The organism is Saccharopolyspora galaxeae (assembly GCF_016526145.1).
GTDB classification, from domain to species: domain Bacteria; phylum Actinomycetota; class Actinomycetes; order Mycobacteriales; family Pseudonocardiaceae; genus Saccharopolyspora_C; species Saccharopolyspora_C galaxeae.
Genome location: NZ_JADDUE010000005.1, coordinates 212,454 through 227,192 on the forward strand (window position 1 = coordinate 212,454; position 14,739 = coordinate 227,192).

12 protein-coding genes are annotated in these 14,739 nt (G+C 71.0%); 11 read left to right on the forward strand and 1 reads right to left on the reverse strand.

The genetic code is table 11. From position 1 onward, the window contains the following. The first annotated feature begins 13 nt into the window (after window positions 1-13). From INP57_RS13770 to selB, 7 genes are all read left to right on the forward strand, one after another. Entirely contained in the window at window positions 14-961 is a 948-nt protein-coding gene (locus INP57_RS13770) for a fumarylacetoacetate hydrolase family protein (RefSeq protein ID WP_200070587.1), read from the forward strand. A gap of 85 nt (window positions 962-1,046) precedes the next feature. Then, window positions 1,047-2,396 (forward strand): cytochrome P450, encoded by a 1,350-nt coding sequence (locus INP57_RS13775; RefSeq protein WP_233627515.1) that lies wholly within the window; start codon window positions 1,047-1,049, stop codon window positions 2,394-2,396. Between the two features lie 4 nt (window positions 2,397-2,400). Beyond that, complete coding sequence (locus INP57_RS13780; RefSeq protein ID WP_233627516.1) at window positions 2,401-3,282, forward strand: SDR family NAD(P)-dependent oxidoreductase; 882 nt, start codon at window positions 2,401-2,403, stop codon at window positions 3,280-3,282. A gap of 198 nt (window positions 3,283-3,480) precedes the next feature. Next, window positions 3,481-4,329, forward strand: a complete 849-nt coding sequence (locus INP57_RS13785; RefSeq protein ID WP_307850064.1) for an ATP-binding cassette domain-containing protein — start codon at window positions 3,481-3,483, stop codon at window positions 4,327-4,329. Beyond that, entirely contained in the window at window positions 4,326-4,985 is a 660-nt protein-coding gene (locus tag INP57_RS13790) for a hypothetical protein (RefSeq protein ID WP_200070589.1), read from the forward strand. The genes INP57_RS13785 and INP57_RS13790 overlap by 4 nt, the downstream gene beginning before the upstream one ends. An 83-nt stretch (window positions 4,986-5,068) precedes the next feature. After that, the gene (selA, locus tag INP57_RS13795; protein ID WP_200070590.1) at window positions 5,069-6,358 is read left to right on the forward strand and encodes an L-seryl-tRNA(Sec) selenium transferase; all 1,290 of its coding nucleotides are present in this window, start codon (window positions 5,069-5,071) and stop codon (window positions 6,356-6,358) included. Continuing rightward, window positions 6,355-8,124: a selenocysteine-specific translation elongation factor gene (gene selB, locus INP57_RS13800; RefSeq protein ID WP_200070591.1), complete on the forward strand. Its 1,770-nt coding sequence runs from the start codon at window positions 6,355-6,357 to the stop codon at window positions 8,122-8,124. Before selA ends, selB begins: the two co-directional genes overlap by 4 nt. A gap of 149 nt (window positions 8,125-8,273) precedes the next feature. Here selB and INP57_RS13805 read toward each other — a convergent pair whose 3' ends face one another. Beyond that, the gene (locus INP57_RS13805; RefSeq protein WP_200070592.1) at window positions 8,274-9,020 is read right to left on the reverse strand and encodes a GAF and ANTAR domain-containing protein; all 747 of its coding nucleotides are present in this window, start codon (window positions 9,018-9,020) and stop codon (window positions 8,274-8,276) included. 71 nt (window positions 9,021-9,091) lie between these two features. Between INP57_RS13805 and INP57_RS13810 the strand changes: the two genes are divergently transcribed. From INP57_RS13810 to INP57_RS13825, 4 genes are all read left to right on the forward strand, one after another. Beyond that, complete coding sequence (locus INP57_RS13810; RefSeq protein WP_200070593.1) at window positions 9,092-9,895, forward strand: MEDS domain-containing protein; 804 nt, start codon at window positions 9,092-9,094, stop codon at window positions 9,893-9,895. Between the two features lie 186 nt (window positions 9,896-10,081). Further along, complete coding sequence (ku, locus tag INP57_RS13815) at window positions 10,082-11,083, forward strand: non-homologous end joining protein Ku (RefSeq protein ID WP_200070594.1); 1,002 nt, start codon at window positions 10,082-10,084, stop codon at window positions 11,081-11,083. A 16-nt stretch (window positions 11,084-11,099) separates the two neighbouring features. Continuing rightward, window positions 11,100-12,008 (forward strand): non-homologous end-joining DNA ligase, encoded by a 909-nt coding sequence (gene ligD / locus INP57_RS13820; RefSeq protein ID WP_200070595.1) that lies wholly within the window; start codon window positions 11,100-11,102, stop codon window positions 12,006-12,008. 116 nt (window positions 12,009-12,124) lie between these two features. Further along, entirely contained in the window at window positions 12,125-14,677 is a 2,553-nt protein-coding gene (locus tag INP57_RS13825; RefSeq protein ID WP_200070596.1) for an ATP-dependent Clp protease ATP-binding subunit, read from the forward strand. Window positions 14,678-14,739: the final 62 nt, after the last annotated feature.

Sequence of the window (14,739 nt, forward strand, 5' to 3'; positions counted from 1 at the left end):
GGAGGATCAACGGATGCGTTTCGCCACGTATGGACACAACGGCCGACAATCTTCCGGCATCGTCGGCGAAGACGGGACGCTGCACCCGCTGCGGGAGTCGTTGACCGAGCTGGTGCGTGCCGGAGCCGACCTCGGCACGGCCCCGCGGGAGGCGTCGCCGGGTCCGCACGTCACCGAAGTGCGGCTGCTTCCGCCGCTGGAGCCGCGCAGCATCCGGGATTTCGTCACTTTCGAGGAACACGTCGAAGGTGTCCGCCGCAGCGTCGACGGCAGCGGCGGAGTGCCCGAAGCCTGGTACGCCGCCCCCACGTTCTACTTCACCAACCCGCATTCGGTGCTCGGCGCGCACGACGAAGTCCCCGTCCCGCCGGGCTGCGCAGCCTTCGACTTCGAGCTCGAAGTGGCCGCTGTCGTGGGCCGCACCGGCACCGACCTGACGGCGGAGCAGGCCCGCGAGCACATCCTCGGCTACACCATCTTCAACGACTTCTCGGCTCGGGACCTGCAATCCGCCGAGATGAAAGTCGGGCTCGGCCCGTGCAAGGGGAAGGACTCGGCGAGCACCCTCGGTCCGTACCTGGTCACCGCGGACGAACTGGAACCGCACCGCGACGACGAGGGCTTCCTCCGCCTGCGACTCACCGCGGAGCTCAACGGCGAGGTGGTCGGCTCGGACCTGCTTTCCAACATGAGCTGGACGTTCGAGGAGATGCTCGGCTACGCCTCCCGCGGAACCCGGGTCCTGCCCGGCGACTTGCTCGGCTCGGGCACCTGCGGAAACGGCGGCTGCCTCGCCGAGCTCTGGGGGCGGCACGGGCGCGGAGAACCTCCGCCGTTGCGTCCCGGCGACGAGGTCACGCTCACCGCCGAAGGGATCGGCAGCGTTTCCAACACGGTCGTTCCAGGCGTGCCGGTGAAACCGTTGCCCCGGGCGCGGAAACGCTCCCGCGCGCGCCGCTGAGTGCACGCAGCGACTCCTTGCCCGCGGCTGATGACTCCGCGTAACGTCGCCAGCACGCTTGCGTCCCGCGACCGCGAGGTGCCCGATGTCCAACGCGACCCCGATGTCGAACGCGACTTCGCCGCTGCCACCAGGCCCATCGATTCCCCGCTCGCTGCAAACCGCGCGCGCCGTGCTCTCGCCGCGGCTCGGTCTGCCGCGGCTGCGCGCCCGGTACGGGGACACGTTCACCATCCAACTGGCGCTTTACGGCAAGGCGCTGGTCATCAGCGATCCATCCGAGGTCAAGCAGCTGTACCGGACCAGCCCGGAGATCGCCGACAACCTCGATGTGAACCTGGGCCGGGTGCTGGGTTCCGGATCGCTGTTCGCGATCACCGGTGCACAGCACCGCAAGCAGCGCAAGCTGCTCGTTCCGCCGTTCCACGGCCGCCGGCTCGCCCGCTACGAGCAGATCGTCGAGCAGGAGGCGAGCGCCGAATTCGCCTCGTGGCCGCAGGATCGGCGGTTCGCGACGCTGCCCTCGATGCGGCGCCTCACGCTCAACATCATCCTGCGCACGGTGTTCGGCGCGCGTGCCGCCGAGTCCGCCCGCCTGCGCGAGCTGCTGCCGCAGCTGGTGACGCTCGGCTCGAAGCTGGCCGTGCTCCCGGTGCCGGACAACGGTGTCGGACTGTGGAAACCGTGGCAGCGGTTCCGGCGGTTGCGGGCCGAATACGACCGGATCATCGCCGCGATGATCGATCGCGCGGAGCAGGACTCCGATGTGGACGGACGCGATGACGTGCTGGCGCTGCTGCTGCAAAGCCGTTACGACGGCGGTTCCCGGATGGACCGCGGCGAGATCGCCGACCAGCTGCTCACGCTGCTCTCGGCAGGTCACGAGACGACCGCGAACACGCTGGCGTGGGCGGTGGAGCGGCTGCGCAGGCATCCGGCGGTGCTGCGCGCACTCACCGAGGAAACCGATTCCGGCGGCAGCGCACTGCGCGCCGCCGCGATCACCGAGGTGCAGCGCACCCGGCCGGTGGTCGTGCTCACCGAGCGCAAGATCAAGGCAGACGGCCTGCAGCTGGGGCGCTGGTGGCTGCCGGCGGGGTCTATCGTGTTCACCAGCGTCGACCTGGTGCACCGGGACCCGGAGCTGTTCCCGGAGCCGGACACGTTCGATCCGCACCGGTTCCTGGGCGCGAAACCCGATACCTACCAATGGATTCCGTTCGGTGGCGGTAATCGGCGTTGCATCGGTGCGGCGTTCGCGACCATGGAGATGGACGTGGTGCTGCGCACGATGCTGCGCGATTTCACCTTGCTGCCGACCACGAAGCCCGGCGAGCGCTGGCGTTCCCGCGGAATCGCGCACGCGCCCGCGAAGGGCGGCCGCGCGGTGGTGCGGCGGCGAACCTCCAGTGGCGAAACCTGCGCAATACTGTGACGACATGCGCAGAACCGAACGGGCAGGAGTGCTGATGCCGCACAGCTCCCGCAAGATCTCCGGACGGCCGGTGGTGATCACGGGCGCCGCGTCCGGAATCGGCCGCAGCCTCGCCCAGCGGTTGTCCCGGACCGGCTCGCCGGTGGCCATCGCCGATGTGGACGAAGACGGCCTGAAAGCCACCGCTGAGTCGCTGCGCGCTCCGGTGCTCACCCGCGTGCTCGACGTGCGACACGCAGCCGACCAGCGGAGGTTCGCCGAGGAAGTACGGGGTTGGATTTCGGCGCCGCTGGCGGCGGTGTTCAACAACGCCGGTGTCGCGCTGAGTTCGACCGTGCGGGATGCGTTACCCGAAGACGAAGAGTGGCTGCACGGCATCAACTTCCACGGCGTGGTCAACGGAACCCGAGCGTTCCTGCCACTTCTGTCCGAACAGGACGAAGGAGTCGTGGTGAACACCTCCAGCGTGTTCGGGCTGCTCGGCATGCCGCATCAAAGTGCCTACTGCGCAGCAAAATTCGCCGTCCGGGGCTTCACCGAGTCGCTGCGCCACGAGCTGCGCGGCACCGGCGTGCGAGCGGTGACCGTCCACCCGGGAGGAATCACCACGAACATCGCCCGCAACGGGCGAATCCATCGGGATCCGCTCGGCATGGGCCGGACGCACGACCAGCTCGCCGACCAGTTCGAGTCGCTGACGATGACTTCACCGGACAAAGCCGCGCGGATCATCCACCACGGCGTCGAACGCGGCAAGGCGCGCATCCTGGTCGGCCCGGACGCCTACGCGTTGGACGCGCTCGTGCGGATCGCGCCGACGCAGTACTTGAACATCCTCGACGGACTCCGAGCCCGGCTACCGGAACGACTGAGGAAGGGCACGTGAGCGGTTTTCCAACGTGCTGTCCGCAGTGGACTGACATTGCAACGAGCGGACGACTCGCCGACCGCCTGGCGAGATTCTGCGCGGCGAAGCTCGGTGCGGTCCCGGCCACGCCGCTGTCCGGCCGGTTTCCCGCGCGGTCCGAATCGCCGACCTCCGTTGTACGGTAAAACCGATCCGGCCCGACATCGAAGGAGCGACGTGCAGCTGCGCGCGGTGGGCAAACGATACCGGCGAGGACCATGGGTGCTCTCCGGTGTCGATGCCGACCTACCGCCCGGTGAGCTCGTCGCGTTCCGCGGCGCCAACGGCTCCGGCAAGTCGACACTGCTGCGCATCGTGGCCGGAGCGAGCCGGCCCAGCAGCGGGCGGGTGCTGGGGCGCCCCGGCGAGATCGGGTACGTCCCGGAACGCTTCCCGGCCGACGACCGCATGTCCGCCCGCGGCTACCTCACGCGCATGGGCCGCATCCGCGGACTGCGCGGGAAATCCGCTGGCAGCCGCACCGACGAGCTGCTGACCCGGCTGGCTCTGACCGGCGGTGCGGACCGCTCGCTGAGCACGTTGTCGAAGGGCAACGCACGCAAGGTCGCACTCGCCCAGGCGCTGCTGGTACCGCCCCGGTTGCTGGTGCTGGACGAGCCGTGGTCCGGTCTGGACGCCTCCGCGCAGGCCGAACTGGCCGGGATCATGCGGGAGATCGCCGATTCGGGCGGAGCGGTCGTGTTCACCGACCACCGCGAGTCGGTCGTGCGGACCAACGCCGACATCGTCTACCAGGTGACCGGCGGTCGCGTCGCCCTCGACAGGGATGCTGGGCAGGAGGCTCCGGCCCCGACCCGGCTGGTGCTGCGCGCCCCGAGCGGTCTCGTGCGCAGCGCGGAGTGGGAAGCCCGCGATGGCGTGCTGGACGTACAAGCCGACTCCGACCGCATCGTGGTGCACGTGAGCGCGTCGCACGCCGACCGGGTCGTGCTATCGGCGCTGCACGACGGCTGGTCGCTGGTCACCGCAGCTCCGGCCGACCAAGGCGATCGGAGTACGCGATGATCGCGCTGGTCCGCTACATCACCGCCGTCGTGCTGCACTCGCAGCGGTTCCTGCCGCCGCTGATGCTCTTCGCAGGCGTCGCGATCATGTTCATCGCCGGAACCGGGACCAGTCCGGTCGTGGGCACCTACGGTGCCGTCGCCGGAGTGCTGTTCGCCTGCTCGACCTGGTTCACCCTCGTGCTGGTGGCCGCCGAGGACCCGGTCCGCCGCGAGATCACCGCGGTCAACGCGGGCGGTTTCCGCCGGGTTCTGATCGCGACCGTGCTGGTGGCACTCGCCGGTTGCCTGCTCGTCTCCGGGGTGCTGCTGGTGTCGGCACCGCTGTTCGCCGCGCATCCCATCGGGGCCGCAGAGCTCGCCGCGGGGTTCCTCGCCCAGTTCACCGCGGCCAGCACGGGTATCGCGGCCGGGCTGGTCAGTTCCCGGCTCGTCCTGCCCCGCGCCGGGCATTCGGTGCTCGCCGCGCTGGCGCTGGTGGCGATCTTCGCGCTCGGCACGGGGTTGCCTCCGGTCAACCCGACCATCCGGCTGCTGGCGAACACGTCCGACGCGCTCGATGCGCTGGCGGGTACCGCGGCCTACGCCGGTGTCGCACTGCTCCTGCTGATCGGCGGCACGGTTGTCGCGCACCTCGTGGCGACCCGGCGGGACTGAGTCCGCGCCGATCAACCCGCCAGCCATCGCCCCTCGCTGCCCATGGACCACGAGCACCCCGCGCGACCACTAAGGTTCCGCGCATGGACGCGCGGCGCCGGATTCCAGCCACCGACCGCATCCTGAACGACCCGCAGGTCGCGGACGCGGTCGACCGGCTCGGGCACGAGCCGGTCAAGACGATCGTCCACGACGCGCAGGAACGCGCCCGGCTCGGCGAGATCGAACCGGATGCGGTGCTCGACGCGACGCTGGCCGCGCTGCCGGCGGCCGCGACCGGCCTGCGCCGGGTTCGCAACGCCACCGGAGTTCTGCTGCACACCAACCTCGGCCGCGCCGCGCTGTCGGAGGCCGCGCTCGAAGCGGTCGGCGCTGCGGCGGGCACCAGCGACGTCGAGCTGGATCTCGACAGCGGTCGGCGCGGGCCGCGCGGCCGGTCCACGACCTCGGCGCTGACCGAGGCGGTGCCTGCGGCCGGAGCCGCGCACGTGGTCAACAACGGCGCGGCCGCGCTGGCGCTGGTGGCCACCGCGCTCGCGGCCGGGCGCGAGATCGTGCTCGCCCGCGGCGAGATGGTCGAGATCGGCGACGGTTTCCGGATCCCGGAGCTGCTGACCTCGACCGGGGCGCGGCTACGCGAGGTCGGCACCACCAACCGGGTCCGGCTGCGCGACTACGAAGCCGCGATCGGCCCGGACACCGGATTCGTGCTCAAGATCCACCCGTCGAACTTCCAGGTCACCGGGTTCACCTCCAGCGTGCCGGTGCCGGCGCTGGCGCAGCTGCCGGTGCCGGTGGTCGCCGACATCGGTTCCGGGCTGCTGCGGCCGCATCCGGTGCTGCCGGACGAGCCGGACGCGCAGACCACCCTGGCCGGTGGCGCGGATGTGGTGACCGCGAGCGGGGACAAGCTGCTCGGCGGACCGCAGGCCGGACTGGTCCTGGGTTCCGCGGAGCTGGTGCGGCGGCTGCGCGGGCACCCGCTGGCGCGGGCGCTGCGGGTGGACAAGCTGACGCTGGCCGCGCTGGAAGCCACCGTGCGCGGGCCGCGCACGCCGACCGCGCGCTCGCTGGAACGCGACTCCGCCGAGCTGCTGCGCCGGGCCGAACGCCTCGCCGCCGAGCTGCGGGAACGCGACGTGCCCGCCACCGCGCGGCCCAGCTCGGCGACCGTCGGCGGTGGCGGCGCCCCCGGGGTCGAGTTGCCCAGCGCGGCCGTGGCACTGCCGGAGCACTTCGCCAAGGCGCTGCGCACCGGCCGCGCCCCGGTCCTGGGCAGGCTGGAGCACGGCGAGTGCCTGCTGGACCTGCGCGCCATCGACCCCACCGACGACGCGGTGCTGCTCGAAGCGGTCGCGGCGGTGGCCGGATGAGGGTCATCGCAACGGCCGGACATGTGGATCACGGCAAGTCGACGCTGATCCGGCTGCTGACCGGGATGGAGCCGGACCGCTGGTCGCAGGAACGCAGCCGGGGCATGACGATCGATCTCGGTTTCGCCTGGACCGAACTCGCCGGGCGCACGTTGGCGTTCGTGGACGTGCCCGGGCACGAGCGGTTCGTGCCGAACATGCTCGCCGGGATCGGGCCGGTTCCGGCGGTGCTGTTCGTGGTCGCCGCCGATGAGGGCTGGCAGCAGCAGTCCACCGAACACCTCGACGCGCTGCACGCGCTGGGCGTGCGGCACGGGCTGCTCGCGGTGACCCGCTGCGATCTGGCGGATCCGGCCGAGGCGACCGAGCAGGCGCAGCAACGGCTCGCCGACTCGCGCCTGGGCAAGTTGCCCGTGGTGCACGTCAGCGGGCGCACCGGCGCGGGGCTCGGCGAGCTGGAGCAGGCGCTGGTGGCGTTGGCGGACGGTTTGCCGCAGCCCGATGCCGGAGCGGACGTGCGGCTGTGGGCGGACCGCGCCTTCACGATCAAGGGCGCGGGCACGGTGGTGACCGGAACGCTCGCGGCCGGCACATTGCGCACCGGCGACAAGTTGCTGCTGCATCCGGGCGGGCGGCAGGTGTCGGTGCGGGGATTGCAGGCGCTCGGCACCGACCGCGGCGAAGTGTCCGCGGTCGCGCGGGTGGCGGTGAACCTGCGCGGCGTGCCGTTGGAGGAAGTGCGGCGCGGCAACGCCCTGCTGACTCCGAGCCGGTGGTTGAGCACCGGCGTGCTCGACGTGCGGCTGGGCGATGCGACTGCGGAAGACCTTCCGCGGCATCTCACGCTGCACATCGGCTCGGCCGCGGTGCCTGCTCGGGTGCGGCCGCTGGGCGCGGACACCGCTCGCCTGTCGCTGCGTTCCGAACTGCCGTTGCGGATCGGCGATGTCGCGCTGCTGCGCGATCCGGGTTCGCACCGGATCAGCGCCGGAGTGATCGTGCTGGACGTGCGTCCGCCGCAGCTGCGCCGCCGCGGGGCGGCTCGCGAACGGGCTCGGACACTCGCGGAGATGAGCGGACGCGCGGACGGCTCGGCGGAGTTGCGCCGTCGGCGGCTGGTGCGCCGGGACGAACTCGGCGCGATGGGCGCGGTCGTGCCGGACGATGCCGCGGAAGGCGGTGGCTGGCTGCTCGATCCCGCGCATCGCGACGAACTCGCCGCGCGGCTGGTGGATCTGCTCGATCGGCACCGGCAGGAGGAGCCGCTGGCCGACGGGATGCCCGCCGAAGCCGCGCGCCGCGAACTCGGCCTGCCCGCCGCCGCGCTGCTGGAGACGGTGTTGCGGACCGAGACGGCGCGGGCGATCACCACCGGCTCCGGGCGGCTGCGGCTCGGCGCGGCGCAATGGCCGCCCGAGGTCGCCGCGGCGCTGGATCGGTTGCGGCGCAAGCTCGGCGAAGCGCCGTTCGACGCACCCACCGCCGATGAGCTGGCCGAACTCGGCCTCGGCGGCAAGCAGCTCGGCGCGGCCGTGCGCGCCGGTGAGCTGCTGCGGCTCGCGCCGGGGCTGGTGCTGCTGCCCGGCGCCGACCGCCGAGCCTTGGACCTGCTCGCCGAGCTGCCCGCACCTTTCACGCTCAGCCAAGCCCGCAAAGCGCTGGGCACATCCCGGCGAGTCGCGGTCCCGCTGCTGGAACACCTAGCCGCCCGAAACCACACCGAACACCTGCCCGACGGCACGCACCGCCTCCGCGCCTCCGAGTGAACGGACCGCTCCAAGGTGCGGGTCTGGGACTTTGCCGGTGTGTGTGCTTGGTGCGGTCGATCTGCGGGAGGACGTAGGCCACGTCATCGACCGCGCTCGTGGGTGTCACGTTCGCGCACCGCGTAGGGGTGCGTTGCTGCACGGCGGCCTCACGAGCCCCCGGAGTCGGCAGGAACAGTCGCTTGACCGGTCAGAACTTGCCGGGCCAGCTCGGACAGCGACAACTCGTGAGTCAGCGCGTGGGCCCGCAACCGCAGGGACGCCTCTTGCAGGCCCACCCCCAGTCGCACCGCCAGCATGCCGACGGCTTGGTGCACCTGGTCGCGCTCCGCGGCCGGGCCCGCAGGCGGGCGGGTTTCCGAGGTCAGCGGTTCGGCCGGGTCGCTGTGCAGCAACTCGACGGCCACCTCGGCGAAGGCGTGCGCCTCAGTCAGCGCCTGCGGGGTCAAACTCTGCGAGCGGAACCGGTGCACGGTCAGCACTCCCGCCAGCATTGAGGCGGTCTGCAACGGAAACGCGAAGACCGAGCCCACGTTCTGTGCCAGCGCGGCCGGCACGAACCCCGGCCAGCGACCCGTGGCATCGGCCAGATCCGGCACCAGAACTGGGCACGCGGAGGCGAACGCCTCGGTACTGGGCCCTTCGCCGACCGTGAGGTGCAATTCCTCCAGTCGCGTGCTGGTTCGGTCGCTGGTCGCCACCGGTTCCTGCAGCACTCCAGGAGATGCCGCCCGGTCGTCGGGTCGTGCGTGCGCCATCACCGTCACGCTGGCCCCGTCCACGTCCAAGTCCGGGCAGGCCATCCGGCACAGCACCCCGTTCGACAGCGGCTCGTGGCCGCGACGCGCTGCGTCGGCCAGTCGCGCATAAACGGGGCCGACGCGATTGCCTGTCATGGTCCCATGCTGACAGCCTCCGGCAGGCGCAACGCATTCACCGAGGCCGGCGACCCATTAATATGGCACTGATGCGCACTCACGGCACGGTCCCCACGGCGTCGGGCCACGTCCCTTACGGGCACCTGTGCTGGGCCTACACCGGCCGGTCCGAGTTCCGCACCCGCGCGGTGGAATACCTTTCCGACGGGGCGGCCGCCGGGCAATGGCTCGAATACGTCGGCACCGGCAGCCGGGAGGCGCTGCAGGCCGAACTCGCCGAGACCGATCGCCTCGCTCGGTTGCTCGACGACGGCGCTCTCGTCGTGACCCCCGTCGACGAGTTCTACGCCCTGCAACCCGGCAGCACGACCGTGGACCCGCACGCAGCGGTGACCGCGCGCGTCGGGGCCACCAAACAGGCCCTCGCGGACGGCTACACCGGTTTCCGCGCCGTCGTCGACGCCACCGCCATGGCCGCCACCCCTCATCAACGCGCGGCCTTCGTGCAGTTCGAGCACCTCATTGATCAGGTCATGGCCAGCCTGCCGGTCACCGCCCTGTGCGGCTACAACCGCACCGAACTCGGCCATGCCGCGGTGGCCGAGCTGGCCTGCCTGCATCCACTGTCCAATACGGACGGTTCCTTCCGGCTCTACGCCCAACCCGACGGCAGCCTCGCCCTGTCCGGGGACATCGATCATCGGTGCGCCGAGCTGTTCATCCACACCCTGGGCACCGCCGCCGACCTCGCGCCCGACCAGCTGCTCGAACTCGACCGCCTGGCCCGCGAACACGAACGCGTCATCGAGCTCCGTGCCATCCCGCCGGCGACTACTCGGCTGATCCACGAACTCCGGCTCACCCACCTCAGCACCACATCCGAGACCTCCTGACCCAGACCGCGATAGACCGCGAAGGCGTCCGGCATGCCGGACGCTCCCGCTCCGGTGTCACCGACGTGGTGTGTGATTACCCGTTCCGCGGGGAAACCTGGGGTGCCGTCGTCCCGCCCCGGTGTCGTGCGATCTGCGGGGCGGCGGCGCCTGGTCGTGTTGGGCCGGCGGTGAAGGAGGCAGGTCATGGCGCGCAAGATCTGGACCGGCTCGATCAACTTCGGGCTGGTGACCATCCCGGTCGGCCTCTACGCCGCCACCGAGGACCACGGCATCTCGTTCCACCAGTACGAACGCGGCACCTCGGACCGGGTGCGCTACAAGCGTGTCAACGAGCGCACCGGCGAGGAGGTCGACTACGGCGACATCGTCAAGGGCCGCGAGGTGGACGGGAAGCTGGTGACGGTGGAGCCGAAGGAGCTCGACGAGATCGCCCCCGGCCGCTCCCGCACGATCGACATCACCTCGTTCGTCGACCTCGACGAGATCGACCCGGTGTACTTCCAGCGGACCTATTGGCTCGCGCCGAACGCCAAGGAGAACCAGCGGCCCTACGACCTGCTGCGCCGCGCGATGGAGCAGACCAACCAGGTCGGGATCGCCACGTTCGTGCTGCGCGGCAAGGAGTACCTCAGCGCGGTCCGCGCCGACGAGACCGCGCTGGCGTTGAACACGCTGTACTTCGCCGACGAGATCCGCGATCCCGGCGACATAGTCGGCGAGATCGAGTCCGCGCCTTCGGACAAGGAACTGCAGATGGCCGAGTCGGTGATCGAGTCGATGACCGGCGACTGGCAGCCGGAGGACTACGAGGACACCTACACCGCCCGGGTGGAGGAGCTGGTCGAGGAGAAGGCCCGCGGCATCGAACCCGAGCCCGGCGAGGCGCCGCCGCAGGCGACCAACGTCACCGACCTCACCGAGGCGCTGCGGCGCAGCGTCGATGAGGCGCGCCAAGGGCGCAGCGTCGATCAGACGCACAAAGGGCGCAGCGTCGATCAGACGCGCAAAAAGCGCAGCCGGGGGCGCGGCAAGCGGGCGGAGCGGGACGAGCTCGGCGAGCTCAGCAAGGGCGAACTGGACAGCCGCGCGAAGGAACTCGGCGTGCGCGGGCGCTCGAAGATGAACCGCGCCGACCTGGAGTCCGCGGTGCGCGACGCGGAGAACGCGCCGCGCCGCGCCTCCTGATGCCCGGGCGGACGCCATGACCGCGCAGCGGGTGACCGTGCAGGTGCAGGACCAACGACTGGAACTGTCCAACCTGGACAAAGTGCTGTACCCGGCCGCGGATTTCCGCAAGCGCGACGTGATCGACTACTACCGGCAGGCGGGCCCGGCGATGCTTCCGCACCTGCGGGACCGGGCCGCCACGCTGATCCGGTTCCCGAACGGGGTGGACGGCGGATCCTTCTACGAGAAGGACGTCTCCCGGCACGCCCCGGACTGGGTGCCGACCGCCCGGCTGGTCAGCGGCGCGCAAGGCCGCGGCCGCGCGGTGAACCACCACGTCCTGATCGGCGAGCTGCCCACGCTGGTGTGGACGGCGAACCTGGCAGCGCTGGAACTGCACGTACCACAGTGGACGGTCGGGCCGGAGGATTCCCGGAACTGCCCGGATCTGCTGGTGTTCGACCTCGACCCGGGCGATCCCGCCACGATCGTCGAATGCTGCCGGGCCGCGGAGCTGCTGCGGGAGATCCTGACCGCCGAGGGCCTGCGCGCCTATCCGAAGACCAGCGGCTCCAAGGGATTGCAGCTGTACTGCCCGGTGCGCACCACCCGCGCGGAGCGGACTTCGGCCTACGCCAAGGAAATCGCCTTGCGCCTGGAAGCCGAGCACCCGGGCGAACTGCTCGCGAAGATGAATCGCTCGGCGCGCGCAGGCAAGGTTTTCCTGGATTGGAGCCAGAACAACCCGGCCAAGACCACGGTGGCGCCGTACTCGCTGCGCGCCCGTTCGCAGCCGACGGTGTCCACTCCGGTCACCTGGGACGAGGTGCGGGCGTGCCGCGAACCGGAGGATCTCAGGTTCACCAGCGATCAGGTGCTGCACCGCCTGGACCGCGACGGCGACCTGCTGGCCGACCTGCACGAGAACCCGCACCCGTTGTGAGCGGTGTGCGCACGACCACAGCGATCAGGAATTTCCGGCCGCGGGGGGCGTGTTTGGACGGATGACACCCGCGGGAAACACGGACTACGAGGAGTGCGCGAACGAGAGAGGTGGACATGACCGGCTTCTTCGGACCCGGTGGCGGTTTCGGTTCCAGCCCGTTCGACGATTTCCTGGCCCGCTTCATGGGCGGGGGCGGGGAAGGTCCACAGCAGCCGCAGCAGCCGCAGCGGGTCGACATCACGCGCCTGATGAGCAGGCACGCGCAGGAGATGGTCGCCGAGGCGGCCCGGCTGACCGCCGAGCACGGCGGGCGCGATCTGGACTCGCACCACCTGCTGTGGGCGGCGACCCGCTCCGAGACCGCGCGCGGCATGCTCGAGCGCGCCGGGACGGACCCGGCCACGCTGGCCCAACGCATCGAGCAGGAGCTGCCGGAGGGCACCGCCACCGAGCAGCCGCCCGCGCTGACCCCGGCGGCGAAGCGGGCCCTGCTGGATTCGCACCAGATCGCCCGCGCCGTCGGCTCGTCCTACATCGGCCCGGACCACCTGCTGCTGGCGCTGGCGGCCAATCCCGACTCGCACGCCGGGCGTCTGCTGTCGGCCTTCCACGTGACGCTGGAGTCGTTGCAGGCCGGACCGGCGGGCACCACCGGCGGAGGCGGCACCCGGACCGCGGAGTCCGGCGAGGCGGCCAAGACGCCCACGCTGGACCAGTACGGCCAGGACCTCACCGCCCGCGCCCGCGACGGCGGGCTGGACCCGGTGATCGGGCGCGACGACGAGATCGAGCAGACCGTCGAGGTGCTGTCCCGGCGCACCAAGAACAATCCGGTGCTCATCGGCGAGGCCGGGGTCGGCAAGACCTCGGTGGTCGAAGGCCTCGGACAGCGCATCATCGACGGCACGGTGCCGGACGCGCTCAAGGACAAGCGCGTGGTGCAGCTGGACCTGTCCGGCGTCGTCGCGGGCACCCGCTACCGCGGTGACTTCGAGGAGCGGATGAACAAGCTGCTCGAGGAGATCAGCAAGCACCGCGAAGAGCTGATCATCTTCATCGACGAGCTGCACACCGTGGTCGGCGCGGGCGGCTCGGAAGGCGCGGTCGACGCGGGCAACATGCTCAAGCCGAAGCTGGCCCGCGGCGAGCTGCACGTGGTCGGCGCGACCACACTGGACGAATACCGCAAGAACATCGAGAAGGACGCGGCGCTGGAACGCCGCTTCCAGCCGATCACCGTGGACGAGCCCAGCGTGGCCGACACCGAGCGCATCCTGTGCGGCCTGCGGGACCGCTACGAGGCGCACCACCAGGTCCGCTTCAGCGATGACGCGATCAACGCGGCCGCGCAACTGGCGGACCGCTACATCACCGACCGCTACCTGCCGGACAAGGCGATCGACCTGATCGACCAGGCGGGCGCGCGCAAGCGGCTGCGCACCGGCACCCCGGGCACCGACCTGCGGGAGCTGGAGAGCCGCGCGGACGCGCTGAACCGGGACAAGGCCCAGGCCGTCTCGGACGAGGACTACGAGCGCGCTTCGTCGCTGCGCGACGAGATCGCCGAGGTGCAGCGCCAGATCGCCGAGCAACGCGAAGGCGGGCCCAACGGCATCCCGGTGGTCGGCCGCGACGACATCGCCGAGGTGGTCTCGCGGGCGACCGGCATCCCGGCGACCCAGCTCACCGAGGAGGAGAAGTCCCGCCTGATGAAGCTGGAGGACCAGCTGCACCAGCGGGTGGTCGGCCAGGACGAGGCGGTGCACGCCATCGCCCGCGCGGTGCGGCGCTCCCGCACCGGCATGGGCGACCCGAATCGCCCGGTCGGCACGTTCCTGTTCCTCGGCCCGACCGGCGTCGGCAAGACCGAGCTGGCGCGGGCGCTGGCGGAATCGCTGTTCGGCGACCAGGACCGGATGGTCCGGCTGGACATGAGCGAGTTCCAGGAGGCGCACACCGCCAGCCGGATGGTCGGCGCCCCGCCCGGCTACGTCGGCTACGGCGAGGCCGGGCAGCTGACCGAGACGGTGCGGCGGCGGCCTTACTCGGTGGTGCTGCTCGACGAGATCGAGAAGGCGCACGCCGACGTGTTCAACACGCTGCTGCAAGTGCTGGAGGACGGGCGGCTGACCGACGGCCAGGGCCGCACGGTGGACTTCACCAACACGGTGATGATCATGACGAGCAACCTGGGCTCGGACATCATCTCGAACCGCTCCGGCGTGCTCGGCTTCTCCAGCCGGGGCGAGGAGCAGGCCGAGGAACCCGCCCGCGAACGGCTGATGAGCCGGCTGCGGGACTCCTTCCGGCCGGAGTTCCTCAACCGGATCGACGAGGTCGTGGTGTTCCGCCGCCTGGAGAGCGACCAGCTGCACCGGATCACCGAGCTGCTGCTGGAGGACACCAGGGAACGCCTGCACACCCAGGACATCGAGGTGGACTTCAGCAACGCGGCGGTGGACTGGATCACCGAGCACGGCCACCAGCCGGACTACGGTGCCCGGCCGCTGCGGCGCACCATCCAGCGCGAGGTCGACGACTCGATCTCCGAGCTGCTGCTGGAGGGCCAGCTGGCCGAGGGCCAGCGGGTCGAGGTGGACACCTCCGGTGACCAGTTGACCTTCGCGGTCCGCCCGGCGCTGGAGGCGGGCGCCGGAACGTCCTGATCCCGCTGCGCATCCCACTGCGCACTGCGCCCCGTGCCGGTCCGGCACGGGGCGCAGTCATG

What these genes read in the sequence shown, in the direction of transcription:
- INP57_RS13770 (WP_200070587.1), top strand. Translation starts at nt 14, where the DNA reads ATGCGTTTCGCCACGTATGGACACAACGGCCGACAATCTTCCGGCATC.
- INP57_RS13775 (WP_233627515.1), top strand. Translation starts at nt 1,047, where the DNA reads ATGTCCAACGCGACCCCGATGTCGAACGCGACTTCGCCGCTGCCACCA.
- INP57_RS13780 (WP_233627516.1), top strand. Translation starts at nt 2,401, where the DNA reads ATGCGCAGAACCGAACGGGCAGGAGTGCTGATGCCGCACAGCTCCCGC.
- INP57_RS13790 (WP_200070589.1), top strand. Translation starts at nt 4,326, where the DNA reads ATGATCGCGCTGGTCCGCTACATCACCGCCGTCGTGCTGCACTCGCAG.
- selA (WP_200070590.1), top strand. Translation starts at nt 5,069, where the DNA reads ATGGACGCGCGGCGCCGGATTCCAGCCACCGACCGCATCCTGAACGAC.
- selB (WP_200070591.1), top strand. Translation starts at nt 6,355, where the DNA reads ATGAGGGTCATCGCAACGGCCGGACATGTGGATCACGGCAAGTCGACG.
- INP57_RS13805 (WP_200070592.1), bottom strand. Translation starts at nt 9,020, where the DNA reads ATGACAGGCAATCGCGTCGGCCCCGTTTATGCGCGACTGGCCGACGCA.
- INP57_RS13810 (WP_200070593.1), top strand. Translation starts at nt 9,092, where the DNA reads ATGCGCACTCACGGCACGGTCCCCACGGCGTCGGGCCACGTCCCTTAC.
- ku (WP_200070594.1), top strand. Translation starts at nt 10,082, where the DNA reads ATGGCGCGCAAGATCTGGACCGGCTCGATCAACTTCGGGCTGGTGACC.
- ligD (WP_200070595.1), top strand. Translation starts at nt 11,100, where the DNA reads ATGACCGCGCAGCGGGTGACCGTGCAGGTGCAGGACCAACGACTGGAA.
- INP57_RS13825 (WP_200070596.1), top strand. Translation starts at nt 12,125, where the DNA reads ATGACCGGCTTCTTCGGACCCGGTGGCGGTTTCGGTTCCAGCCCGTTC.